This is a genomic window from Bacillus sp. Root920, from assembly GCF_001429445.1.
Taxonomy (GTDB): domain Bacteria; phylum Bacillota; class Bacilli; order Bacillales; family Bacillaceae; genus Bacillus; species Bacillus safensis.
The window spans coordinates 679,702-703,553 of the sequence record NZ_LMJV01000001.1; the positions used below are offsets into that span (position 1 = coordinate 679,702).

General features: G+C 41.7%; 20 protein-coding genes. 18 read left to right on the forward strand and 2 right to left on the reverse strand.

Annotated elements, in window-relative coordinates; translation table 11 throughout:
• Positions 1-107: 107 nt before the first annotated feature.
• Positions 108-935 (forward strand): ABC transporter permease, encoded by an 828-nt coding sequence (locus tag ASE42_RS03080; protein ID WP_041108051.1) that lies wholly within the window; start codon positions 108-110, stop codon positions 933-935.
• 19 nt (positions 936-954) lie between these two features.
• Positions 955-2,556, forward strand: a complete 1,602-nt coding sequence (gene tagH, locus ASE42_RS03085; RefSeq protein ID WP_056765636.1) for a teichoic acids export ABC transporter ATP-binding subunit TagH — start codon at positions 955-957, stop codon at positions 2,554-2,556.
• A gap of 225 nt (positions 2,557-2,781) precedes the next feature.
• Here the strand turns inward: tagH and galU are convergent, their stop codons facing one another.
• Positions 2,782-3,663 (reverse strand): UTP--glucose-1-phosphate uridylyltransferase GalU, encoded by an 882-nt coding sequence (gene galU / locus ASE42_RS03090; RefSeq protein ID WP_008343198.1) that lies wholly within the window; start codon positions 3,661-3,663, stop codon positions 2,782-2,784.
• A 269-nt stretch (positions 3,664-3,932) separates the two neighbouring features.
• On the opposite strand from galU, the gene wecB reads away from it, so the two are divergent.
• A complete protein-coding gene (wecB, locus tag ASE42_RS03095) occupies positions 3,933-5,072 on the forward strand; it encodes a non-hydrolyzing UDP-N-acetylglucosamine 2-epimerase (RefSeq protein ID WP_056765638.1) in 1,140 nt (379 codons plus the stop codon).
• Positions 5,073-5,105: 33 nt separating this feature from the next.
• On the opposite strand, the gene ASE42_RS03100 is transcribed toward wecB, so the two are convergent.
• A complete protein-coding gene (locus ASE42_RS03100; RefSeq protein ID WP_056765641.1) occupies positions 5,106-6,026 on the reverse strand; it encodes a LytR family transcriptional regulator in 921 nt (306 codons plus the stop codon).
• A gap of 182 nt (positions 6,027-6,208) precedes the next feature.
• Between ASE42_RS03100 and ASE42_RS03105 the strand changes: the two genes are divergently transcribed.
• The 15 genes from ASE42_RS03105 (at position 6,209) to ASE42_RS03175 (ending at position 23,833) form a co-directional block, all read left to right on the forward strand.
• The gene (locus ASE42_RS03105) at positions 6,209-6,532 is read left to right on the forward strand and encodes a hypothetical protein (RefSeq protein WP_025093953.1); all 324 of its coding nucleotides are present in this window, start codon (positions 6,209-6,211) and stop codon (positions 6,530-6,532) included.
• A gap of 24 nt (positions 6,533-6,556) precedes the next feature.
• Positions 6,557-8,665, forward strand: a complete 2,109-nt coding sequence (locus ASE42_RS03110) for a SpoIID/LytB domain-containing protein (protein ID WP_056765642.1) — start codon at positions 6,557-6,559, stop codon at positions 8,663-8,665.
• 23 nt (positions 8,666-8,688) lie between these two features.
• Positions 8,689-10,179 carry an N-acetylmuramoyl-L-alanine amidase gene (locus tag ASE42_RS03115; RefSeq protein WP_056765644.1) on the forward strand — a complete coding sequence of 497 codons (1,491 nt, stop codon included), beginning with the start codon at positions 8,689-8,691 and terminating at the stop codon, positions 10,177-10,179.
• Between the two features lie 127 nt (positions 10,180-10,306).
• Complete coding sequence (locus tag ASE42_RS03120) at positions 10,307-11,803, forward strand: N-acetylmuramoyl-L-alanine amidase (RefSeq protein ID WP_056765646.1); 1,497 nt, start codon at positions 10,307-10,309, stop codon at positions 11,801-11,803.
• A 137-nt stretch (positions 11,804-11,940) separates the two neighbouring features.
• Positions 11,941-12,528 (forward strand): hypothetical protein, encoded by a 588-nt coding sequence (locus ASE42_RS03125; protein WP_056765647.1) that lies wholly within the window; start codon positions 11,941-11,943, stop codon positions 12,526-12,528.
• A gap of 199 nt (positions 12,529-12,727) precedes the next feature.
• A complete protein-coding gene (locus ASE42_RS03130; protein WP_056765649.1) occupies positions 12,728-13,387 on the forward strand; it encodes a sugar transferase in 660 nt (219 codons plus the stop codon).
• Positions 13,388-13,405: 18 nt separating this feature from the next.
• Positions 13,406-14,857 carry a teichuronic acid biosynthesis protein TuaB gene (gene tuaB / locus ASE42_RS03135; RefSeq protein WP_056765651.1) on the forward strand — a complete coding sequence of 484 codons (1,452 nt, stop codon included), beginning with the start codon at positions 13,406-13,408 and terminating at the stop codon, positions 14,855-14,857.
• Positions 14,854-16,038, forward strand: coding sequence for a teichuronic acid biosynthesis protein TuaC (gene tuaC / locus ASE42_RS03140; RefSeq protein WP_056765653.1), 1,185 nt, complete (start codon positions 14,854-14,856; stop codon positions 16,036-16,038). Before tuaB ends, tuaC begins: the two co-directional genes overlap by 4 nt.
• A gap of 79 nt (positions 16,039-16,117) precedes the next feature.
• Complete coding sequence (tuaD, locus tag ASE42_RS03145) at positions 16,118-17,455, forward strand: UDP-glucose 6-dehydrogenase TuaD (RefSeq protein ID WP_056765655.1); 1,338 nt, start codon at positions 16,118-16,120, stop codon at positions 17,453-17,455.
• A gap of 14 nt (positions 17,456-17,469) precedes the next feature.
• On the forward strand, positions 17,470-18,399 hold the full coding sequence (locus tag ASE42_RS03150; RefSeq protein ID WP_041108029.1) for an NAD-dependent epimerase/dehydratase family protein: 930 nt from the start codon (positions 17,470-17,472) through the stop codon (positions 18,397-18,399).
• Between the two features lie 39 nt (positions 18,400-18,438).
• Positions 18,439-19,899, forward strand: a complete 1,461-nt coding sequence (gene tuaE, locus ASE42_RS03155) for a teichuronic acid biosynthesis protein TuaE (protein ID WP_056765657.1) — start codon at positions 18,439-18,441, stop codon at positions 19,897-19,899.
• A 61-nt stretch (positions 19,900-19,960) separates the two neighbouring features.
• On the forward strand, positions 19,961-20,635 hold the full coding sequence (gene tuaF, locus ASE42_RS03160; RefSeq protein WP_056765659.1) for a teichuronic acid biosynthesis protein TuaF: 675 nt from the start codon (positions 19,961-19,963) through the stop codon (positions 20,633-20,635).
• Positions 20,636-20,659: 24 nt separating this feature from the next.
• Positions 20,660-21,415 (forward strand): teichuronic acid biosynthesis protein TuaG, encoded by a 756-nt coding sequence (gene tuaG, locus ASE42_RS03165; protein WP_056765661.1) that lies wholly within the window; start codon positions 20,660-20,662, stop codon positions 21,413-21,415.
• Between the two features lie 19 nt (positions 21,416-21,434).
• Entirely contained in the window at positions 21,435-22,631 is a 1,197-nt protein-coding gene (gene tuaH, locus ASE42_RS03170) for a teichuronic acid biosynthesis protein TuaH (RefSeq protein ID WP_056766837.1), read from the forward strand.
• A gap of 134 nt (positions 22,632-22,765) precedes the next feature.
• Positions 22,766-23,833: a glycosyltransferase family 4 protein gene (locus ASE42_RS03175; protein ID WP_024423627.1), complete on the forward strand. Its 1,068-nt coding sequence runs from the start codon at positions 22,766-22,768 to the stop codon at positions 23,831-23,833.
• Positions 23,834-23,852: the final 19 nt, after the last annotated feature.

A 23,852-nucleotide genomic window follows, 5' to 3' on the forward strand; every position in this document is an offset into this window, starting at 1 on the left:
TAGCATCTTTGTTTTGTCTTTAAAGTGAAAAAATAAACAACATCTGTTACAATTATGAGCGGTGCTTTTAATTTTGGTGCTCAAAACTTTTGTTAAGGAAGATAACAATGAACGCAATGTTGACGATACTAAAGGAGCAAATCAGCTCATTTCCGCTGATTATGCGACTTGCTGTTTATGAAACAAAATCAAAATATCAGATGAATTATTTAGGTGTTTTATGGCAGTTTTTAAATCCATTGATTCAAATGCTGGCTTACTGGTTTGTTTTTGGTATGGGCATTCGCGGAGGACAGCCAATTGTTATTGGCGGTGTGGAGATTCCATTTATCATCTGGATGCTTGCCGGATTAATCCCGTGGTTTTTCATTAGTCCGACCATTCTTGATGGATCAAACAGTGTGTTTAAACGCATTAATATGGTATCGAAGATGAATTTTCCGATTAGTGCGCTGCCGTCTGTGGTGATTATGTCCAACTTGTTTAGCTACTTTGTTATGATGGGTGTCTATCTGATTGTGCTGATTTCTTATGGCATCTATCCTGACGCGCATTGGCTGCAATATATATACTATCTTATTTGTATGATCGCGTTTATGTTTTCGTTTAGTTTGTTTAATTCCACGATTAGTGTACTCGTGAGAGACTATCAATTTCTTTTACAATCTGTGACAAGATTACTTTTCTTTTTGCTGCCGATTTTTTGGAATATTTCAGAGAAGCTCACTGGAGACAAAGCGTGGATTGGGGACATATTAAGATTGAATCCTCTTTTCTACATTATTGATGGTTTTAGAAATAGTTTGTTAAAGGGAGAATGGTTCTTCCATGATGTCAAATACACACTTTATTTTTGGCTGATCACGCTTCTTCTTTTAACAGTCGGTTCATTGCTTCATATGAAATTTAGGGATAAATTTGTCGATTTTCTTTAAAAAGTAAGGAGATTATACGATGAAACTAAAGGTTTCGTTTCGAAACGTATCCAAGCAATACGTACTATATAAAAAACAGTCGGATAAGATTAAAGGACTGTTTTTACCTAATAAAAATGAAAAAGGTTTCTTTGCTGTTCGTGATGTGTCCTTTGATGTATATGAAGGCGAGACCATTGGTTTTGTGGGGATTAACGGATCTGGGAAATCGACAATGTCGAACCTTCTAGCGAAAATCATTCCACCGACAAGTGGTGAAATTGATATGGACGGCCAGCCATCGCTAATTGCCATTGCAGCAGGGCTGAACAACCAATTAAGCGGAAAAGACAACATTCGATTAAAGTGCTTAATGATGGGACTGACGAATAAAGAGATAGATGAGCTTTATGAAAAAATTGTAGAGTTTGCGGATATTGGAGACTTTATTGACCAGCCGGTTAAGAGCTATTCAAGTGGAATGAAATCACGTCTTGGCTTTGCCATTTCAGCGCATATCGATCCAGATATCCTCATTATTGATGAAGCACTGTCTGTTGGAGACCAAACCTTCTATCAAAAATGTGTGGACCGCATTACAGAATTCAAGGAACAAGGAAAGACGATCTTTTTTGTCAGTCACTCCATTAGCCAAATTCAAAAAATCTGTGATCGGGTGGCTTGGATGCATTATGGTGAGCTTCGTATGTTTGATGATACGAAAAAGGTCGTGAAAGAATATAAGGAGTTTGTTGATTGGTTTAACAAGCTTTCCAAGAAAGAGAAACAAAAATACCAAATGGAACATAAAGAAGGTAGAAAAGGCGTACAAAAGACAGAAAAGGTGTCTCGTTATCAAGAGAACGGAAAACGCCGCTCATTGTTCGGACCCGCATTTCAAGTGACAGTGTTAGCAGTCTTAACGTTATTGCTAGCCTTATCGATGTTTTCAGATCGCCCGCTTCGTACATTGGCGACATTTGGTGCAATCCCATCAGATAAGACAGAAGCGCCTCAGTCGAAGAACCCGCAGACCAAAGGAGCGCCTGATATGAAAAAGGTGGATCAACAGGTGATTGTCACGGCTGATCCACTCAAGGTTTACAAGGACCAAGCCATGAAAAAAAAGGCCGATGTCACTTTGTCATTTGGACAAGAAGTACAGGCTGTGGCTGAAAATAAACAAACCGTTCAAATTAAAACAGCGTCAGAAACGTATTTTGTTAAACCTGCTGCGCTTCAAAATGCAGAGGATTTAAAGTCATTATCCATTGGACCAGGACAGTTTAATTCCTATGTATCGCCTGCATCGGCAGGTTCGTATGAGTATTTACTGTCTTTCCTTGGAAAAGAAGAATCTGTGCTGAAACAGAGAATGCAAACGCTGAGTTCAGTGAAAAATGATCAAGGAGATACAATTGAGCGATTGACCACAGAGAAAACCGACTATGTCATTCAAAATAGTCAGGCAAACACGATTGTGTTTCGCGACATTATGCCAATCTCTCCTTCCACACTTGGGCTGACAGAACAAAATGTCTGGATGAATGAGAAACGAACAAAGTTCGCAGTGAAGGGCGAAAACAACCTGTTTGTCATTGATAATGAACAGCATACACTGACTATTTCAGTCATTAAATAAAAAAGCTGCCGATGCCGGCAGCTTTCAGCGTGTAGACAAACCCTCGCATTCGGTGTCAGGTTTGCGCTCCGGTGCTCACGAATGTCCAATTCGCTCCGCTCCGGTACTCGCCCTTCCTAGACTGCAAAGGTTTTCTATCACGCTGAAAAGAAGACAAAGGGCTAAAATCAAGATCATTTTAGCCCTTTGTCAACAATCTGAAAGCTGCCGATGATGGCAGCTTTTTTAATTCACTTCTTCTTTTTCGAGAAGCTGTTTCATAAATGGAATGAGTTTCTTTTTCAATTCTTCATCCTGAAGAGCAAACTCAAGCGTCGTTTCAATGAAGCCTTGCTTCTCGCCGACATCATATCGTTTTCCTTCAAAATCATAGGCGAAGACGCGCTGGATGTCATTTAGCTTTTGAATGGCATCTGTCAGTTGTATTTCTCCGCCTGCACCAATCTCTTGCTGATCGAGGTACATAAAGATCTCTGGCGTGAAAATATAGCGCCCTAAGATGGCTAGGTTCGATGGTGCTGTTCCTTGCGGCGGCTTTTCAACAAAGTTTTTGACTTGATAGCGGCGTCCTTCTTGTGTAAGAGGGTCGATGATCCCATAGCGATGCGTATCGCTGTCCGCTACTTGCTGAACCCCGATGACAGATGAAAGGGTTTTTTCGTATTCATCCATCAGCTGGCGAAGCCCAGGCGTTTCGGCTTGAACAATGTCATCACCTAACAAAACAGCAAAAGGCTCATCACCGATAAAGTTGCGTGCGCACCAAACGGCGTGTCCAAGTCCTTTCGGCTCTTTTTGACGTATGTAATGAATGTCAGCAATGTTAGAGGACTTTCTCACTTTTTCTAAAAGCTCGCTCTTTCCTTTTTCCTCAAGGTTGCGCTCTAACTCTGGTGCAAAATCAAAATGATCCTCAATGGCTCTTTTTCCTTTTCCAGTGACGATAATAATGTCTTCGATTCCTGATTCAACAGCTTCTTCAATAATATATTGAATGGTAGGTTTATCAACGATTGGGAGCATTTCTTTAGGCATTGCTTTTGTTGCAGGGAGGAAACGTGTCCCAAGACCTGCAGCTGGTATAATGGCTTTACGTACTTTTTTCAATGAACTTTGCACCTTCCTTACATATAGAAAAAATGATTTGGCTTCATTTTTCATCTTTCATAAAGTGTAACTTACAAATGATAGAAATGACAAATGATTTACGATAAATGCATGATCTGATTCATTATCTATTGTAAAGAGTTTGTGTAAATTTTTATGTTGAAAAGAGTAAAGGCGATGTAAAAATTGAAAATAGTATGATTAGGATTCGTTCCTATTCTTTTGTATAATACACTTATGATAAATGAGAAGGAAAGAGGCATCGACTATTGAAAACATTACATGTAATGACTGTATTCGGGACGAGGCCTGAAGCGATTAAAATGGCACCCCTTGTCCTTGAACTGAAAAAACATCCGCAAATCAAATCCTCAGTCACTGTGACTGCACAGCATCGGCAAATGCTTGATCAAGTGTTGAAAGCCTTTAACATTCGTCCGGATCATGATTTAAATATTATGAAAGAACGCCAGACATTATCCGAAATCACATCAAATGCACTCTTGAAACTAGATCAACTATTCCGAGAGGAAAAACCTGATATTGTCCTTGTTCATGGAGACACAACAACAACCTTTGCAGGAAGCTTGGCCGCATTCTACCACCAAATTTCGGTTGGTCACGTTGAAGCGGGTTTAAGAACACACAATAAATACTCGCCGTTCCCTGAAGAATTGAACCGACAAATGACAGGCACTATTGCTGATATTCATTTTGCTCCCACAAATGAGGCAAAGCAGAATCTTTTAATTGAAAATAAAAAAGAAGAGACGATTTGTGTGACGGGGAATACTGCGATTGATGCGTTGCAAACAACGGTTACAGAACAGTATGAGCACCCTATTTTAGAGAAGATAGGCACAGATAAAATGATCTTGTTAACGGCTCATCGCAGGGAGAATCTCGGTCAGCCGATGAAAAACATGTTTAAAGCAATTAGACGTATTGTAGAAGAGTTTGAAGATGTTCAGGTTGTCTACCCTGTACATTTAAACCCTGCTGTTCGTGATGCGGCTCAGACAGAATTCAGTGATCTTGATCGTGTGCACTTAATTGAGCCGCTCGAAGTCGTTGATTTCCATAACTTCGCTGCTGCCTCACACTTTATATTAACGGACTCTGGCGGTGTACAAGAGGAGGCGCCTTCTCTAGGGAAGCCAGTATTAGTGCTGCGTGATACAACAGAACGTCCTGAAGGTGTGAAAGCTGGCACGCTTAAGCTCGCGGGTACAGATGAAGAGACCATTTACAACATGGCAAAACAGCTGTTAGTCGATCAGAAAGAGTACGACAACATGTCGAAGGCGTCTAATCCATATGGTGATGGACAAGCATCAAAACGAATTGTCGAAGAGCTTCTCCATCGTTTTGGATTGAGTGAAGAAAAACCAGTTCCATTTCAATCATAAAAAAAGAAGACTACATTTCTGTAGTCTTCTTTTTTACTGCTCCAAACTTTCCTTCAATTCCTTCTTCACATTCGCAAGGCTGCTGTCATCAAGCTGGTAGTAATAAATGTTATTGATACGTGTGCCTGATCCTTTCAACTCGTGCTGCTTCACATGCTGTCTTGCATCACGATAATCATTCATCATCGTCCACATATCATCAAATGACATGTTTGTCTTCATATTATTTTCTACGACTTTGAACATATCGCCGAATTTCGTAATAGATGAAATGTTGGCACCTTTTGCAATGATGCCTTCAATGACCTGACGCTGTCTTTGCTGACGTCCGAAGTCACCTTTTGGATCTTGCTTTCTCATTCTCGTATACGCAAGGGCTTGATCCCCATTCAGGTTAATTTCGCCTGTACCAAATGAATGGCCGTCATAACTAAATGCAAACGTGCTATTTACTGTAATGCCGCCAAGTGTATCAACAATATCCTTGAAGCTTTCCATGTTCACTTTGACAAAGTAATCAACAGGTACATCAAGCAGTTCCTCTACAGTATCTGCTGCCATTTGTGTACCGCCGAATGCATAGGAGTGGTTGATTTTATCCATTGTGCCTCTTCCGACAATCTTCGTATACGTATCACGCGGGATGCTCACCATCTCTGTCGTTTTCGTTTTCGGATTTACTGTCATGTATATTAATGTATCTGCACGGCCTCGGTCATTTTTTCGTTCATCGACACCCATGACTAAAATAGAAATCGGGTCTTTCTTACTTAAATCGACATCTTTGTCACGCTTATCTGACTTCTTTAAATTCTCCTGAATGCCTGCGACTGTCGATGCTGCTGTATTCCAAAGATGATATGCGTACCCGCCAGTTGCTAATACGAATAAGCCAATAATCGATAAAACAATCCAAAGAACCTTTTTCTTCTTTCTTTTTCTTTCAGCTCTCATAATGTCCCTCACCTTTTCTATGATTCTTCCATGATTATAGGTTTACGAATCTTGATAAACAAGTTATTTTTTTACTCTGAACCTAGATATAGACGTTGTAACAAAAAAAAGGTTTCAAAAAACCTTAAATTTACCTTAAAATAATAACTTATAAGACGATACAAAGACATGAGGTGAAAAAAATGAAGAAAATCGTCGTTTTACCGTTCTTAATACTGCTACTAGGTATCGTGCTCACAGCATGTGGAACGGCTGAGCAGTCCTCAGGAGAAAACAAGACAAGCAGTTCAACTCCTCAGGTACTGGAAGAGAAAGCTGAATTTATTGGAATGGCTGATGCACATACAGTCGAAGTGAAAAAAGTGAATACGACCCTAAGCTATGAATTTACGGAAAATTTTAAAGATGTGTTAAATGAATTTAAACCAGGAGACACAGTAGAAATCTCTTACTTTATTAATGACAATGGTCAAAAGGAAATCCAGAAGATTGAAAAACAGAAGTAAAAAAGATGGGCGGGATGAACAAAATTGAAGAAAACAGGCGTTACACTAATCGTTCTCATGATACTGACTCTACTAGTTGCACCCTTTCAGTCTGCCATGGCAAGCTCGGCAATTTCAGTGAAATTGTCTAATTATATCGGAAACAAAACAAGCATGGATATCTCAACAACTGGGGAATACAAGCTATCAGGATCAAATGTTGCTGTGACGAAAAGATATGACGGCAAAAATAGATACGAAGTAGCCAACAGCATCGCATCTGCTGGCTGGAAAAATCCATCAACTGTTGTCATTGTCAGTCGTGATGCATTTGATCATGCAATTTCTGTATCACCGTTAGCATACAAACTGGGCGCACCTATTTTGTATACGAATATTGAAAAACTGACGAAAACAACAGAAAACCAGCTCAAGAAAATGAAGCCGGATAACATTCTGATTGTCGGAAATACGAAAAGCATTTCAACAGCTGCTGAGAAGTCTATTAAAAAGTATGGCAAAGTCAGACGTATTAGTGGAAAAGATAAGTTTGAAATCTCCCAAAAAATCGCTAAAGAAATGGGTAACTATAAGCAAGCTGTCGTTGTCGGCGGGAACTCATTTATGAATGGGATTGCCATTGCATCCTACGCATCGAGAAAGGGATACCCTATCCTGTTAACAAAAAAAGATTCCATTCCGTCTTATAGAATGCCAAGTAAAGTGATCATCATCGGCAGTACGAAAAGTACTGGACAAAAAGTTGAAAATCAAATCAAAAAAACCTCACAGGTGACAAGAATCAGCGGTGCCAATCGCTATGAATTATCTGTGAATATTATAAAGAAATTAAATATTAATGCAGATAAAGTTTATTTGGCAAAAGCCTCTAGCTATATTTATGCGATGCCGCTGTCTCAATTGGCTGCAAAATCTAACAGTACGGTTGTGTATGTAAAGCCCGATTCTGTCACAGCGTCTTTAAAAGCACTGCTGAAGGAAAAAGGTACATATGCTTATCATCTTGCTGGCAGCACAAGTGCAATTAAAGATAGCTTGAAAAACTCATTAGCCAAACAAGTCTATCTGAAAAAAAATCAAAACTACCAATTGAATATTTCTAACGGAAAAATTTCATTAAAAGGCATAAAGACGTATAACACAGTAAGAGTTGTTCCTGAGAAATATTCAACAAAAAATGTCCTTCAAATTGCAGGAAAGCCGTATTTAGGCAGCGTAAACTTTGCAATTGAATCAGGGTATATCAGGCCGACTCTCGAAAATATTCCATTTGAAGACTATTTAAAAGGTGTAGTGCCAAATGAAATGCCTGCAAGCTGGAATGTCGAAGCGTTAAAAGCACAGGCGGTTGCTGCTAGAACGTATTCGGTGAAAAGTATTGGAAAAGTCGTCCCTGATACAACAGCCTTCCAAGTATATGGAGGATATAACTGGTATACAAATTCGACAAAAGCTGTCGATGCCACAAAAGGAAAGGTTCTGAAATATAACAATCAGCTCATTTCAGCAACCTATTACTCTAGCAACGGCGGTTATACAGAGGCAAGTGAAGAAGTATGGGGAAGTGCACTGCCATACTTAGTGGCTAAAAAGGATCCAAAAGATCCAGTCAATCCATGGACACTGAAACTCTCTAAAAAACAACTAGGCACGACATGGACTGCTAGCACAGCAGCATCTGAGTGGTCTAAAGCAAAAGAGACAAATGCAGCTGACCTTGCCGGCTTGAAATCATGGCTGCTCAAAAACAAAGAAACTGCTGCATCTGATATGAAAATCGCATCGATCTCAAGCCTGACGTTCTCAGGGAAAACAAAAGGACAGCGTGCGAAGACGGTATCGATCAAACTGACATACCATCTGAAAAACAAAACAGGCACATATTCGGTAAACAAAAGCACAACGGCAAGTATGAAGATGACCGAGTTTCGATCAGTCATGGGCGCAACAAAGGTGAAAAGCACGTTTGCGTCAGTCAAAAACAACACAAATGACTTCACGATTTCAGGAAAAGGATATGGCCACGGCATTGGTATGAGCCAATACGGAGCCAAAGCGAGAGCAGAATCTGGAAACTCATATTCTTCCATACTCTCGTTCTACTATCCAGGTACAAAACTAACAAACTATTAAAGGGTAAAAGGAGGACATAGAAGATGCGCTCAATGATGAAAACAGCCATCCTCAGCCTCATCGCCATTTTCGTTATCGTTCCAACAGCATTGGCAGACAATTCAGTCTCAAGAATTGATGGCGGGAGCAGATATGCTGTAGCGGCAAACGTAGCGAAAAAAGGATGGGGAACTGCAAGTACAGTCGTTTTAGTTGGGAAAACTGCGTATGCAGATGCAACAGCAGGAATTCCACTTGCATATCAAAAAAATGGACCAGTTCTTTACACAAACAGTAAAAGCCTTTCGGGTGATACAAAGAAAGCCTTAACTTCATTAAAAACAAAGACGGTGATCGTTTTAGGCAGCACATCAAGTGTGTCAAACAACGTGGTCAACCAAGTGAAGAAAATGGGCATCTCCACACAGCGTATTTCAGGAAAAAACCGATATGAGCTATCTGCCAATATCGCGAAAAAAATGAAAAAGCCAGCAGGCGTCGTTGTCGTTGAGGGTTCTTTCTATGCACATGGGATTGCGATTGCACCTGTAGCAGCTCAAAAAGGATTCCCAATTCTATATACAGATAAAAAGGGACTTCGTTCTGAAATCGCTTCTGTTGCAAAAGCAAGCAATGTGAAACAAACCATTGTAGTCGGCGGAGAGAATTACGTCACAAAAGCAGCTTATAACCAATTGAAATCACCAACACGGATCAAAGGCTCGACTCGTTATGATGTCGCGGCAAATATTGTGAAAAAGTACAATATGAGTGTCAATAATACCTATGTAGGAAGAGGATTTGGTTATGCCACTTCATCTTCTGCTGCAGGCATTGCAGCAAAGCAAAACAAAGCATTGCTTCTAACGAATGAAAAGACACTGCCAAAAGTAACAAGAGCAACAGTGAGCAGCAAGAAAATCACCAAATTTACTGTCGTAGGCAGTACAAATACAGTGACACCAACTGTTGTGAACCAGCTGAAAAACCCAGCTGTTGGGAAAAAAGTATTCATTGACCCAGGTCATGGTGCGCATGATTCAGGAGCTGTAGGATACGGATTATATGAAAAGAATTTGAATTTAGATGTAGCAAAGCGTTTAAATACGAAATTAAACAACGCTGGTGCACTTGTGACCATGTCAAGAACATCAGACACATTTGATAGTCTTCAAACACGAGTGAGCAAAGGTGCGTCAGCAAATGCAGATATCTTTATCAGTGTCCATGCGAACTCAAACGATAACAGCAGTGCAAATGGAACAGAAACGTATTATGACAAAACCTATGCGGCTGCAAACAGCCTGAAGCTGGCGCAAAACATCCAGCCTAAAATGGTCAGCGCACTAGGTACAAGAGACCGTGGTGTGAAAACAGCTGGCTTCTACGTCATTAAATATTCTAAGATGCCGAGCGTTCTTTTGGAAACTGGTTTTGTTTCCAGTCCAGTAGATTCAAACATCTTGAAATCTGCTACGTATAAAGATCGATTAGCGTCAGGCATTTCAAACGGTGTGTCAGGTTATTTTAGATAAGAAAACACAAACCTGAGGGGTGCCTCAGATACTCCTCTTAGGCTGCTCGAGAACGTACTCGGCAGCCTTTTTTCAAAAGTCCATGAAGCATCTTTGGTGAAGGGTTCAAACCAAGGAGGTTGACTTCATGCGTTTTGATATCAAATGTATGTTACTGATTGCTATTTCAATATGTTTATATACACCATCCGTTTTTGCTCAGCACACTGTATCGAGAATAGAAGGAAGCAATCGATATGATGTGGCTGTAAATACCGCGAAAAGGGGCTGGAAGGAAGCGCCTGCCGTTGTTCTTGTGGGCGGTGATGCTTATGCAGATGCCCTGAGTGCTGTGCCTTATGCTTACCAGCAAGGGGCCCCAGTCCTGTTAACGAATGCTGGCAGTCTTTCAGGTCCTTTAAAGACAGGGTTGCAGCAGCTCAAAACGAAGCAGGTAACGATTCTTGGAGGGACTGCGAGTATTTCTGAAAACGTCGTGAAGCAGCTAAAAGCAATGAATCTATCTGTTTCCCGTATTCAAGGAAAGAACCGCTATGAATTGGCGGCAAATGTGGCGAAGCACATGAAGAGTGCTAGTGCGGCAGTCGTCGTGAATGGTTCTGCTTATGCTGATGCTGTCGCGATTGCTCCATACGCTGCTAAACAAGGCTATCCTATTTTAGTAACAGATGCGAAAGGACTGCGAGAGGAAACAGCCAATCTATTAAAAAACAAAGCAGTCAAGCGGACCATTGTGATTGGCGGAGAAGCAAGTATCAATAAAATGGCTTTTCAAAAGCTTCCATCACCAGTCAGAATAAGCGGAGCCAATCGGTATGAGGTGGCTGCCCAAATTGCTAAAACGTATCCAATGAAGACAAGCCAAACATTTATAAGTTATGGGTATGCCTATGCAGATGCAGCCGCTGCGGCAAGTATAGCAGCGAAACAGGGCCAAACCCTTCTTCTCACAGACGCTCAAACGGTGCCGGATGCTATCAGAAAAGTCATCGGAGCCAAACAAATGTCAGCTTTTTCTGTGGTAGGCGGAACATCAACCGTTCAAACGAATACCATCACGCAGTTGAAAAATGCGGTGTTAGGTGAAACGATTTTTATTGATCCAGGTCATGGTGCGCAGGATGCTGGAGCGGTAGGGAATGGGCTGCTTGAAAAGAACATCAATTTAGAAGTAGCATTAAAGCTGCGGTCAAGGCTTCACCAAGCGGGTGCCCTTATTGTCATGTCGAGAACTTCTGATACATTTGACTCCTTGCAGACACGTGTCAGTAAAGGAGCCCAGGCAAGTGCTGATATATTCATCAGTATCCACGCCAACGCAAATGATAACAACGGTGCGAATGGAACAGAGACGTATTATGATACGACATATGCAGCTGCTAATAGTATCAAACTGGCACAAAAGGTTCAGCCCCGGATGGTCAGTGCCCTTGGAACGAGGGATCGAGGAGTGAAAACAGCAGGGTTCTACGTCATCAAATATTCTAGAATGCCGAGTATTTTGCTAGAAACCGGCTTTGTAACAAGTCCAATCGATGCGAGTATTTTAAAATCTACCACTGCAAAGGATCGGCTGGCTTCTGGAATTACAACTGGTGTGTCCAATTACTTTGACGCAAAATGAATCATGAGTGGGGTGTCAAGTTAAAAATACATTTCATTTTTGGTTATGTTTGTTATAATTGAAACATAGAAGGTGAATGGTTTACACATAAATCTTCAAACGACAGCAAACCGACAAATCATGAAGAGGTGACGATTTTGAAAAAATTAATCACAATGCCGTTTCTAGTATTGCTTCTAGGAGTATTGCTCACAGCGTGCGGCACAACAAATCAATCAAGCGATAACAAAAAAGAAGACAGCAAAAAAGAAACAACTGAAGCAGCCGATCAAAACAAAGATAAGGCTGCAGACGAAAAATCAGAAGATCAATCATCAAAAAATGAAAAATCAGATGATCAAAGCAAAGAAACAGCTGCTCAAACAGAAGAGCCAGCAAGTCAATCTGATGAAGAGGCAAAAGACAGCTCAAGCAAAGAAATCACAAAAGAAGAACCTGTTAAAGACCAATCAAAAGCTGACTCTAAAGGTGACTCTAAAACAAAGAAAGAATCAACGACTAATAAGAAAAATGAAGTCACCAAAGAAGGCACATATGTCGGTTTGGCTGATGGACATACAATTGCTGTCAACATTGATGGAAAAGAAGTTGCTATTCAATTCGGAAATACATTTTCTAAACAAGTGAACAGCTTAAAAGAAGAATCAAAAGTAAAAGTAACCTATACAAAAGATGCAAACGGAACACTTCGATTAAAAACGATCGAATCTGTAAAAGCAAAATAAAGAAAAGACCCGGAGACCCGCAGAATTGCGGGTCTTTTTTACGTTCAAAAGGGCATAACTTGATATAAGTGCACATTCTTAACACAGTTTTACAAGACTTAACAGCGCATTTACATTTGCTTAATGTTGCTCTGCTAAACTGACTTTCATAGAACATCTCTTTACACAACAACTACTTTGAATGGTGAGGTGCAGGTCAGTGAGTGCAGAGAAAGCGATGAATCTTTACAGAGAATATGAAGTGAGACGAAATCACTCTTTTGCCTTAACAGAACATATGGTTCGTTATTTATTTGCAAAACGTTTCATAGATTTAATGTTCTCGTTCATCGGATTGATGTTGAGTACGCCAATCATTTTGCTGTTTGCTCTTTTGATTAAGCTGGAAACACCAGGGCCGGCCTTTTATATGCAGGAAAGGGTCGGGAAAGACGGTGTTTACTTTAAATTATGGAAGCTCAGATCGATGAGAATTGACGCAGAAAGCGGAGGAGCGAAATGGGCGCAAAAAAATGACCCGCGTATCACCAAAGTGGGGGCATTCATCCGTAAAACAAGAATTGATGAACTTCCGCAATTTATCAACGTGTTAAAAGGAGAAATGAGTATCGTAGGTCCTCGTCCAGAAAGACCGATGTTTACCGCAGAATTTAATCGGACGATTCCAGGCTTCACAAAAAGGTTGGCGGTAAAGCCAGGGCTGACAGGTCTTGCTCAAGTAAATGGCGGATATGACATGAGTCCAAGTGAAAAATTAACACACGACTTACAGTATATTCAAAACTTGACATTTTCTCTCGACACGAAGATTATGGTAAAAACGTTAAAAGTCATCATGACTGGTGACGGAGCCAGATAAGTAAAGTAGGGAAGAGAAATGGCAAGTATGAAAAAACGCATGCTAGGCGGGGCAAAATGGACAAGCTTGTCCGCATTGATCATCACCATCATCCAAATTGCACAGTTCGCCTTTTTAGGGAACGTGATGTCACTCAAGGAGTTTGGACTCGTTGGCATGATAACAACTATCACAATATTTACGCAGATTTTGCTTGATCTAGGAATTGGGGCAGCGATCATTCAAAAGGAACAAACGACAGAACGTCAATTATCTACATTATATTGGATCAACTTGCTTACAGGGATTCTCTTGTTTTGTCTGCTCATCCTGCTAAGCCCAATGATAGCCGCTTTTTATAACCGGCCAGAGCTAGAGGGTCTGCTCAAGCTATTATCGATCATGTTTCTAATCGCACCGATTGGCCAGCAGTACCAGTATATGATGCAAAAAGACTTAGCCTTTAAAACATTAAGCACCATTGAAGCCATTGCGACCATCATATCGCTGCTCGTTTTACTCGTTTTCGCCTTCTTCATGAATCCGATTGTCGCCTATGTCATTTCTCAAGTGCTGCTGCAATCAGGAAAAGGTCTCATGTATGCAGCAGCTTATTGGAAGAAGTGGCGTCCAGCACCTGTTTTTGCATTAGGAGAAGTGAAGGAATTTTTCTCATTCGGTGCATTCCAGCTCGCATCCAGACTGGTCAACCGAGCAGGATCGAACATCGACATGATTTTAATCGGCCGGTTTCTTGGAGCGGAAGCATTAGGTATTTACAGCTTGGCGTATCAAATTGTGACTATACCCGTGCTGAAGATAAATCCGATTGTGACGAGAGTGGCTTTCCCGGTTTTCGCAAAAAGTCAGCGGGATCACTCCATGCTGCGAGAGGGCTTCCTAAGTATGACGAATATGCTCGCATTGGTTAGTTTTCCATTATTAATCGGCCTTGCTGCCGTATCAGACAGCTTTATAGAAGTCGTGTTTGGAGAGAAATGGCTAGTAGCGGTTCCGGTTCTAAATATATTGTGCATTGTCGGCCTGCTGCGTGTGCTGATGAATCCAAACGGTTCAATACTTCTTGCAAAAGGGAGAGCGGACTTAGCCTTTTATTGGGATACGGGGATGCTCATCGTGTATGGCTGCGCATTATATGCAGGTGTCACGACAGGCAGTCTGCTCACAGTAGCTTGGATCTACTCAGGTGTCAGCCTGCTCAACTTTATTGTCGGCAGATGGCTTATGGCATATGTTATTCAGCTTGATATGAAGGTGTATTTAAAATCACTTGGAAAGCCTGCTGTCATGACGCTGCTCATGGCGGTCTGTGCGGTAGCTTTACATCAAGGGATGAAGCTGACGTCAGCAGATATTTCACTTCAATTACTACTAACTGTTTGTGTCAGTGCTGCATTGTATAGCTTGCTGCTCATCAAAATGTATCCGCAGGCTGCAGGCAAATTATTGAGAAGAGGTCGTTCGTCATGAAGGTACTATGGCTGACAAGTGTATATCCTAGTGAAAAACATCCGAGTGAGGGCGTATTTCATGAAACGCAAGTACAGGAGCTGCTCAAACAAGGAATAGAAGTGACTGTCATTTGTCCTAATCCAGTGAATCCGCCGGTTTTACGGATGCTCAAGGCATCCTATCGGCAGAAAAGGGATCTGCCTGAACAGGAAGTGAGAAGCGGAGTGACGGTTTACAGACCGCCTTATCCAGCGCTCCCTGGACAGCTGAAATGGGCGCAGCCGAGTAAACGAATAGCGGCTTCCGTTCTCAGAGCAATGCAGCATTATCAGCTGTCACCAGATTTTATCCATGCGCACTTTGCCATGCCGTCTGGCGGAGCGGCGGCTGTCATTCAGAATGAAACGCAAATCCCTTATCTTCTGACCTTGCACGGCAGTGATGTGAACGTATATCCGAACTATAGCAAAGGGGCGAAGGCAGCCTTTGAAACGGCGGTGAAGCAGGCATCTGCTGTTCTGACAGTGAGTGAGGAGCTGGCTAAAAAGACAAATGAGATGACGAAGGTAGAAGCAAAATGTCTTCCGCTTGGTATTCCGCTCGAATCATTTTCCAGAACGGAAGAAGATCAAAAAAGCATCAGAAAGCACTTAAGTTTACCGCTTCAAGATAAGCTCGTTGTTTTCGTCGGGCGTTTAGTGAAAGAGAAGGGCTTGCTTGAATTAGCTGATGCTGTCAGCAGCATGGATGGAGTGAAAGCAGTCTTTGTTGGAAAAGGTCCCCTTGCAAAGGAGCTCACGGAACGGGCGGGAGCATCTATTATACTCCCAGGGCAGGTACCGAATGAGCAGGTGAGAGATTACTTAATGGCAGCTGATCTGTTTGCACTTCCTTCCTACAGTGAAGGAATGCCAACCGTCGTTCTAGAAGCGCTCGCTTTAAAAGTACCTGTCATTGCAACACGGGTTGGTGGTCTCCCATCCTTATTTTCAACCTATCAACACCTGCTCGTTGAACCACGTTCGACGCGTCAGCTGAAAGAGGCAATTCACGCCTGCCTTTATGAAAACAGATGGAATGAAGCAGTGAAGAACGATCTTCATGAAATGGTTCATACAGAATATTCATCAGAACATAATGCGAAGCATCTCATTCAGCAATATGAGAAGGTGCTCAATCAATCAACACCCATCGTTTAAACAAGATGAAATGTGCAAAGAATGATAGATAGATAAACGGCTTGGAACGGACAATATGCTTTTATTGAGAGGATGAAAAATGTTGAAGAAAATTGCTGTGATTGGAACAGGTTATGTCGGGTTAGTATCGGGTACTTGTTTTGCTGATATCGGAAATCGTGTCATCTGCTGTGACATCGATGAATCAAAAATCAACAGCTTAAAAAGTGGTGTCGTTCCCATTTATGAACCAGGTTTAAAGGAATTGATTGAAAAGAATACAGAAGAAGGAAGACTGTTTTTTACAACGAATATTCCTGCCGCTATTAGGGAATCAGAGATTATCTATATTGCCGTAGGGACACCGATGACACCACAGGGGGAAGCAGATTTAACGTATGTGAAGGCTGTCGCTCAAACGATCGGTGAACACATGAATGGCTATAAAATCATCGTCAATAAAAGCACAGTGCCCGTTGGAACAGGCCGTCTCGTTCAAGCCATTGTGGAAAAGGCATCGCGCAGCAAATATCCTTTTGATGTCGTATCCAATCCAGAGTTTCTCCGAGAAGGCTCAGCGATTCAAGATACGATGAATATGGAGCGGGCGGTCATTGGGGCGACTAGCACTCATGCCTCTAGCATCATCAAAAGGCTGCATGATCCGTTTCAAACAGAGGTTGTAGAGACCAACTTAGAAAGTGCTGAAATGATTAAGTATGCTGCAAATGCCATGCTTGCCACAAAAATCTCATTTATTAATGACATTGCAAATATTTGCGAGCGTGTAGGCGCTGACGTTGAAAAAGTCAGTGAAGGAGTTGGATTAGACAGCCGCATCGGGCATAAATTTTTAAAAGCAGGCATTGGATTTGGAGGTTCTTGTTTCCCGAAAGACACGATGGCTCTTCTCAAAATTGCCGAAACATCCGGGTACCGGTTCAAGCTGATCGAATCTGTCATTGAAACGAACAACAACCAAAGAGCCCACCTGGTCAGCAAATTGATGAGTGTGTTCGGTGATATTAAAGGAAAAACCATTTCTGTCTTAGGGCTCGCCTTTAAACCGAATACAAATGATATGCGTTCAGCGCCTGCATTAGATATTATCCCAATGCTGAGAGAGCTGGGGGCTTTTGTGAAAGCCTATGATCCGATTGCTTATGTAGAAGCTGAACGTGAGCTTGGCCCACAGGCGGTTTTCAGCAACGACCTGTATGAAACAGTAAAAGATACGGATGCCTGTCTCATCCTAACAGAATGGGATGACGTACAGAAGATGGATAAAGACCAAATCAAGCAGCTGCTTCGTTCGCCGATTGTAATTGATGGAAGGAATTTGTTTGATCCAGCAGAAATGAAAGAGAGAGGATTTATTTACCAGTCGATCGGCCGCCCAAGTGTATGGGAAGCAGAATTGGTATCGAAGGCACAATAACAGGGGGAGCTTGGATGAAGAAAGTATTGGTTACTGGGGGAAGCGGATTTATTGGATCACATACGGTAGAGGCTTTACTAGAAAAAGGCTATGAGCCCATCGTTCTTGATAACTTTTCAACTGGATCTCGAGAAAATATTGCTCATCTTTCCGTGCAATGCATGGAGGCAGATGTCACAAAGCCAGCGACGATTGATTTGATCAAACAAATCGCACCGGATTATATCATTCATCTTGCAGCACAAGTAAGTGTAGCCGTTTCCGTTCAGGATTTCGTATATGACGAAGAGGTCAATATAAAAGGATCTCTGCACGTCATGAAAGCTGCGGCTGAAGCAGGAGTGGAAAAAGTCATCTTTGCCTCATCAGCAGCTGTCTATGGAGACCCGGTGTATTTGCCAGTAGACACCGCTCACCGGCTAAAGCCTGGTTCACCTTATGGCTTAGCAAAACTGACAGTAGAGCGGTATTTAGAAATGGCAAAATCACTCTATGATGTGGACTATTGTATTCTCAGGTACAGCAATGTATATGGTCCGCGCCAAGATGCACTTGGCGAAGGCGGTGTTGTCTCTATTTTCTCTGATAAGTTTGCAAAGGATGAGGCTCCTTTTATCTTTGGAGATGGAGAACAAACAAGAGACTTTATCTATGTGGGTGATCTAGCAGCAGCGAATGTTGCGGCTTTAACAGCCCAATCAAACGTTTGTTTAAATATTTCGTGTGGTGATTCCATCACTGTGAATGAACTGTTTCAAACGATGAAACGGGTAACGAGATCACAGCTTGAACCGATTTACAAGCCGCAGCGTGCAGGAGATATCGTGCATAGTACATTGGCAAATGAGGAAACGAAAAAAGTCTTAGCATGGGAGCCTGTTGTGAGTTTACAGGAAGGTTTGGCTCGTACCATTTCCTACTATAAACAGGAAGTCAAGGCTTAATCCCTCAAATCGGATGGGTTGCTTAGGAGGAAAATGGGTATGAGTGTGAAACAAACAGCATGGCAAATCATGATTGGTTGTATATTATTTGCAGCAGGGCTAGGACTTGTACAATTGGCGTCTGCGCAGCCCGCCGGGTTAAAAAAGATTGTCGCCATTCCGGTCCTGCTTTTAGTCCTGACGGCTTTTCTCGTGTTAATGAAGCTATACATGAACGGTGAGCAAGTGTTCATGTCAGCCATATATCTTTTAATTGCATTGACCTTTCTCAATAACGCTTTCTTTTCAATTAGTGCCGGGTTCTTTAGTCTTTTTCTCTACCGTATCATGCTCATTGCCGCCTTTGCTTTATTCATATGGCGGATGAGAGATAAGGGGACGTACATATCGCAGTGGCAGCAGATTCGTGTCAAAGGGATTCTTGGTTTTTTCGCTGCATGGTTTCTTTACGGGCTCATCTCACTGCTGTGGGCTCATTCGGTCACAGACGGTCTCAAATATATGTCCCTGCTTGCTATGGGGATGGGATTTGTCTTTCTTGTGGTTATGTACATTCAGCGAATCGATCAAGTGGTCACCTTTTATAGCATTTGGCTCGTCATGACTGTATTTGTCATGGGGATAGGGTTTTATAATCACTTTACTTTGAACCATTTACCGAATACTTCATTGTATCTTGGGCCGGCGTATAAACAGCACTATCCTACAGCTGTCTTTTTTAACCAAAATGACTTTGCGACGTTTTTATCGATTAGCTTTTTCTTGTATTTAGCGTGTATGCGGCAAATGAAAAATGGTTATATCAAAGCATTTGGATTATTTGGCGCCATCGCAGCACTGTATCTCATTTTGTTAACAGAATCCCGCGCCAGCCTGCTTGGCATATTTGCAGGAGCGTCCATCTATGTGTGGCTTCTCATGCCGCGCTTTCTCAAAAAGTGGTCACTCATCACAGCAGGTGGACTTGGTGTCATCTGTATCGCTGTTTTTTCAGCCAAGATTTATTCAGTCTTTTATGACTTGTTTCTCGCTTCTCAGGTGGCGCATTCTTTTAGTGAACCACTCCCATCCAACATTGCGAGAGCGAATTTGATCAAAAATGCATGGCATTTCTTTACGGATTCATACGGGTTTGGTGTCGGAGCGGGGAATGTGTCTTACTACTTAGCCCACTTTTCGATCTTTGATACAGATCAAGTCGTTGAAGTGCACAATTGGCTGCTGGAAGTGATGACGAACTTTGGATTTGCGGTCATGCTGGGCTATATCTCCGTCTACGCTTATCTCATGTTCACGCTGTATAAACAATACCAATGGGCTGACACAAGAACAGCAAAAATGATCATTGAAGGTTTGTTTGCTGCCATGCTGAGCTTTCTCGTTTCAAGTATCAGTCCTAGTTCTGTCTCGAATTTATATTTCCACTGGGTCTTTTTAGGACTCGTGATCGCAGCGGTGAATATGTTGAAAAACAAACAGCGCTTGGTAAACCATGTGTGATGCTGCGCTGGTATGGCTACACTAATGAAAAAGCAAATACGTCAATGTTGGGAGAATGAACATGTCTAGTTTCATATCTAGAATAGGGAAGCGAATCAAAAAGTATATTGTATGGCTTGTGCTGCTGCCTGTCGTATTAGGCGCTTTTGGATTCTTTTTTGCCAAAGGAACAGTGCAGCAGTCTAGTTACACAGCTGCCGTTACGCTTACACTTGGTAAATATGATGACGGAGTGTATAACAATATCGCAGAAGTGACATCTCTATTAAAAAGCGATGCATTTTTGAACGAAGCGCTCAGTGATGTGAAAGAAGAAAGGCAGGATGTGAAAAGCCGCCTCATCCTCACCAATCAATCAGATACACAATTACAGCTGTCCTTCACAGATGCTGATAAGGATCATGCTTTAGCTGTCGTGAAGCAGGTGTCGGATACATTTCTGAAGCAAGACAAAGCATTATTTACAAAAAGGCAGCAGGTGATTGAAAGTAGATTATCTGCTCTAGAAGACGAATCTGTCAGCAACGATTCCAAAGTAGATAAAGAGCGATTTTTATATGAATTGGAGTCTACAAAGCTTGGAATGAAGCAGGCGAAGATTGTTGATCCTGCTCAAGTTCTTGATGAAGGCAATAAAGGCATGTCAGCGAAAAAGCGGGCACTGCTTGGACTTGTCATTGGCTTTAGTATCTCGCTCATGTTTGTGGTCTTACCCGAAGTGTTCAAAGAATCTTAATGATGAACTGGAGATGAGTCTTAGGTGAACAATCAACCGTTAGTATCAATCATTACACCGGCCTATAATGCGGAACGTTATTTAACGGATACAGTTCATTCCGTCCTTGCCCAAACCTATTCTAATTGGGAACTGATCATCGCAGATGATTGTTCAACAGATGGAACAAGGAAGCTGCTTGGGGACTTAAGTGAAGCAGACGACAGAATCAACGTCATTTATTTAGAGCAAAATGGGGGAGCCGCCATCGCTAGAAACGCAGCCATCAAACAGGCAAAAGGCCGCTTTATTGCTTTTTTAGACAGCGATGATAAGTGGAAAGAGACGAAGCTTGAACAGCAGGTAGACTTCATGCTGACAAACGATTATGCCTTTACATTCACGGCATATGACATCATTGCAGAAAATGGAGAACCGTTAGAAAAAACCGTCACTGCACCAGCAAGATTAACTTATGATGAAGCTTTGAAAAATACCATTATCGGCTGTTTAACGGTGATGCTTGATGTACAGAAGATAGGACATATAGAAATGCCGAACATCCGCACAAGACAGGATTTAGCTACATGGCTGTCCATATTAAAAAGAGGATTTACAGCCTATGGAATGAGTAAACCGCTCAGTGAATACCGCATCGTTGGAAACTCGATCTCTAGTAACAAGTGGAAAGCAGCGAAAAAAACGTGGTTCGTCTACAGAGAAATTGAGCAGCTTCATTTTGTCAAAGCATCTTGGTGTTTTATGCACTATGCGACAAATGCTGTGAAGAAGCGCTTATAAACAGAAGGGAAAAAAGGTGATAAAGGTGAAAGCAGACTCGATCATACATGTTATCGTAGCGACGGGAGAATGGGGACAGGACGGCTTGAGGTACAGACGGCATCGACTGGCGGAATTTCTAGCATCTGATCCAGAAACGAAAGAGGTCATCTGGGTATGCCCATCTGCATCCCGTCATACAGCTCCCTTTCAACCCATAACCGATCGAATGAAGCAATTGACCATTCCTGATGTGCTCAAGAGCAAATTTTTTCGCTTTGGCCGATATCAAGACATGTTCTATATTCATAAATTGTCCCCTCTTCTTGAGCATTTGCGGCAGGAAGAAAAAAAGGGAATCGCTGTTTGCTTATGGTATACGTTTCCGGGTTTTCCGCTCTTATCTTCTTTATTTGAATGGAAACATATTGTCTATGACTGCAGTGACCTGTGGGGAGAGCCGATAAGCGGCAAAAATAATTTGCTTTCTTATATGAGACAGCGTGTCATTGTGAAAGCAGAAAATCGAATCATCAAATACGCACACAGCATTACATGCTCTTCTCAATACTTACACGATCAAATCAAAAAGCGTCTGATGGGCGAACCAAAAGATGTGTTTACAGTTGAAAATGGCGTCGAGTACGATGTGTTTGCAAAAAGCAATCTTCCATGTAAGGAGGATGTGCTGCAAGGAAGAGAAGGAACTGTTCTTGGTTTTATTGGAGGCATCAAGCCGAAGCTGGATTTTGACATGATAGCAGAAGCTGCCCGCGTGAAGCCTGATTGGACATTTTTATTTGTCGGTCCGGATGGAACAAATGGTGATCCATCTTTTCAGCATGCACTTAAACTGCCGAATGTGATTTGGACAGGTGCTGTTGCACCAGAAGAAGTGCCTGCGTATATGAAGCTGATTGATGTAGGCATGATGCCATACAAACAATCTCCTTACAATCAAGCCGTGTTTCCGCTCAAGCTATATGAATTTTTAGCCGCAGGAATACCGGTTGTTGGTTTAAATCTTCCGTCAACGGAAAGGCTAAAAGAGAATGATGTGTATGAATATTTAGAAGGCGAGGATCCTGCGCTCTTCGTAGAAGCCTGCCAAAAAGTGATCAGCAAAAAAGACGACATGACCTATAGACATCTAAGACAAAGCCGTGCGAAGAAAAAAGATTGGCACGCGCTGTTCACAAATATGGTGGAACTAACGAATATTAAAGAAAACGCATAATTCATCAGGGATTGTGCGTTTTTATTTGTTTCTTCTTCACAGGGGGAGCTTGTGATCATCCTCTATTCAATTGTATAATGGAAAGAGCGGCCAATATACAAAATACAGATTTCAATTTAGAAGGAGACTGACCTATGGATTACGAACGCGCCTTATTAGCGTTTTTTGTCTCTCTGGCTACAGTTTTAATTGTGACACCAATCGTCAAAAAGTTTGCAATTAAGATTGGTGCAGTGGACCAGCCGAATAAACGAAAAGTTCATGATAAAGTAATGCCTCGAATGGGCGGTTTGGCAATTTTTATTGGGGTAGCGGCTGGAGCATTAGCAGGCGGGCTGTTTCTACATAATAAAATTACAGCAATTTCAGTTGGTGCCGTACTTATCGTCATTCTAGGTATATTTGATGATAAATATAATTTAAGTGCAAGATTTAAATTTCTCGTACAAGTTCTTGTTGCTTGTCTGATTGTAAGCACAGGCTTAAAAATGGACTTTTTCTCTGTTCCTTTCTTAACAGATCGAATTGAGTTAGGCTGGATGGCATATCCCCTAACCGTGTTATGGATTGTCGGAATCACAAATGCCATTAATTTAATTGACGGCCTTGATGGACTGGCTGCCGGTATTTCTGTCATCGGTTTATCAACTATTGCCGTGATGGCATTTTCAGCTGATAAAATTTTGATTCTTTCTTTATCACTTGTTGTCATTGGCAGTACCATCGGCTTTCTCTTTTACAACTTTCATCCGGCGAAGATTTTTATGGGTGACACCGGCTCGCTTTTTTTAGGCTATATGATTTCGGTGTTGTCACTATTAGGGCTGTACAAAAGTGTCACTTTGTTTAGTGTTGTTGTCCCAGTGATCATCTTAGGTGTCCCAATTTTCGATACCACCTTTGCCATCATTAGACGAATATTAAACAAACAGCCGATTTCAGCACCTGACAAGTCTCATATTCATCATAGACTGATGGCCTTTGGCTTGTCACATCGCATGGCTGTTATCGTGATTTATATGATTGGTTTAGTCTTTAGCTTAAGTGCGATTTTGCTGACAAGCGCCACCATTTGGTTATCACTGATTATTATCTTTTTACTGGTCATGTTCATGCAGGTGATTGCAGAAGTCACAGGCTTGGTGAATGAAGAGTTTAAACCATTTACGAAATTTTATAAACGAATGGTCAAAAGACAGTAAAAAACAGCCCGTTCCTAGG

Excerpts from the sequence above, each read along its gene's own strand:
- ASE42_RS03080 (WP_041108051.1), top strand. The coding sequence starts at position 108 with ATGAACGCAATGTTGACGATACTAAAGGAGCAAATCAGCTCATTTCCG.
- tagH (WP_056765636.1), top strand. The coding sequence starts at position 955 with ATGAAACTAAAGGTTTCGTTTCGAAACGTATCCAAGCAATACGTACTA.
- ASE42_RS03100 (WP_056765641.1), bottom strand. The coding sequence starts at position 6,026 with ATGAGAGCTGAAAGAAAAAGAAAGAAGAAAAAGGTTCTTTGGATTGTT.
- ASE42_RS03105 (WP_025093953.1), top strand. The coding sequence starts at position 6,209 with ATGAAGAAAATCGTCGTTTTACCGTTCTTAATACTGCTACTAGGTATC.
- ASE42_RS03115 (WP_056765644.1), top strand. The coding sequence starts at position 8,689 with ATGCGCTCAATGATGAAAACAGCCATCCTCAGCCTCATCGCCATTTTC.
- ASE42_RS03120 (WP_056765646.1), top strand. The coding sequence starts at position 10,307 with ATGCGTTTTGATATCAAATGTATGTTACTGATTGCTATTTCAATATGT.
- tuaB (WP_056765651.1), top strand. The coding sequence starts at position 13,406 with ATGGCAAGTATGAAAAAACGCATGCTAGGCGGGGCAAAATGGACAAGC.
- tuaC (WP_056765653.1), top strand. The coding sequence starts at position 14,854 with ATGAAGGTACTATGGCTGACAAGTGTATATCCTAGTGAAAAACATCCG.
- tuaD (WP_056765655.1), top strand. The coding sequence starts at position 16,118 with ATGTTGAAGAAAATTGCTGTGATTGGAACAGGTTATGTCGGGTTAGTA.
- ASE42_RS03150 (WP_041108029.1), top strand. The coding sequence starts at position 17,470 with ATGAAGAAAGTATTGGTTACTGGGGGAAGCGGATTTATTGGATCACAT.
- tuaE (WP_056765657.1), top strand. The coding sequence starts at position 18,439 with ATGAGTGTGAAACAAACAGCATGGCAAATCATGATTGGTTGTATATTA.
- tuaF (WP_056765659.1), top strand. The coding sequence starts at position 19,961 with ATGTCTAGTTTCATATCTAGAATAGGGAAGCGAATCAAAAAGTATATT.
- ASE42_RS03175 (WP_024423627.1), top strand. The coding sequence starts at position 22,766 with ATGGATTACGAACGCGCCTTATTAGCGTTTTTTGTCTCTCTGGCTACA.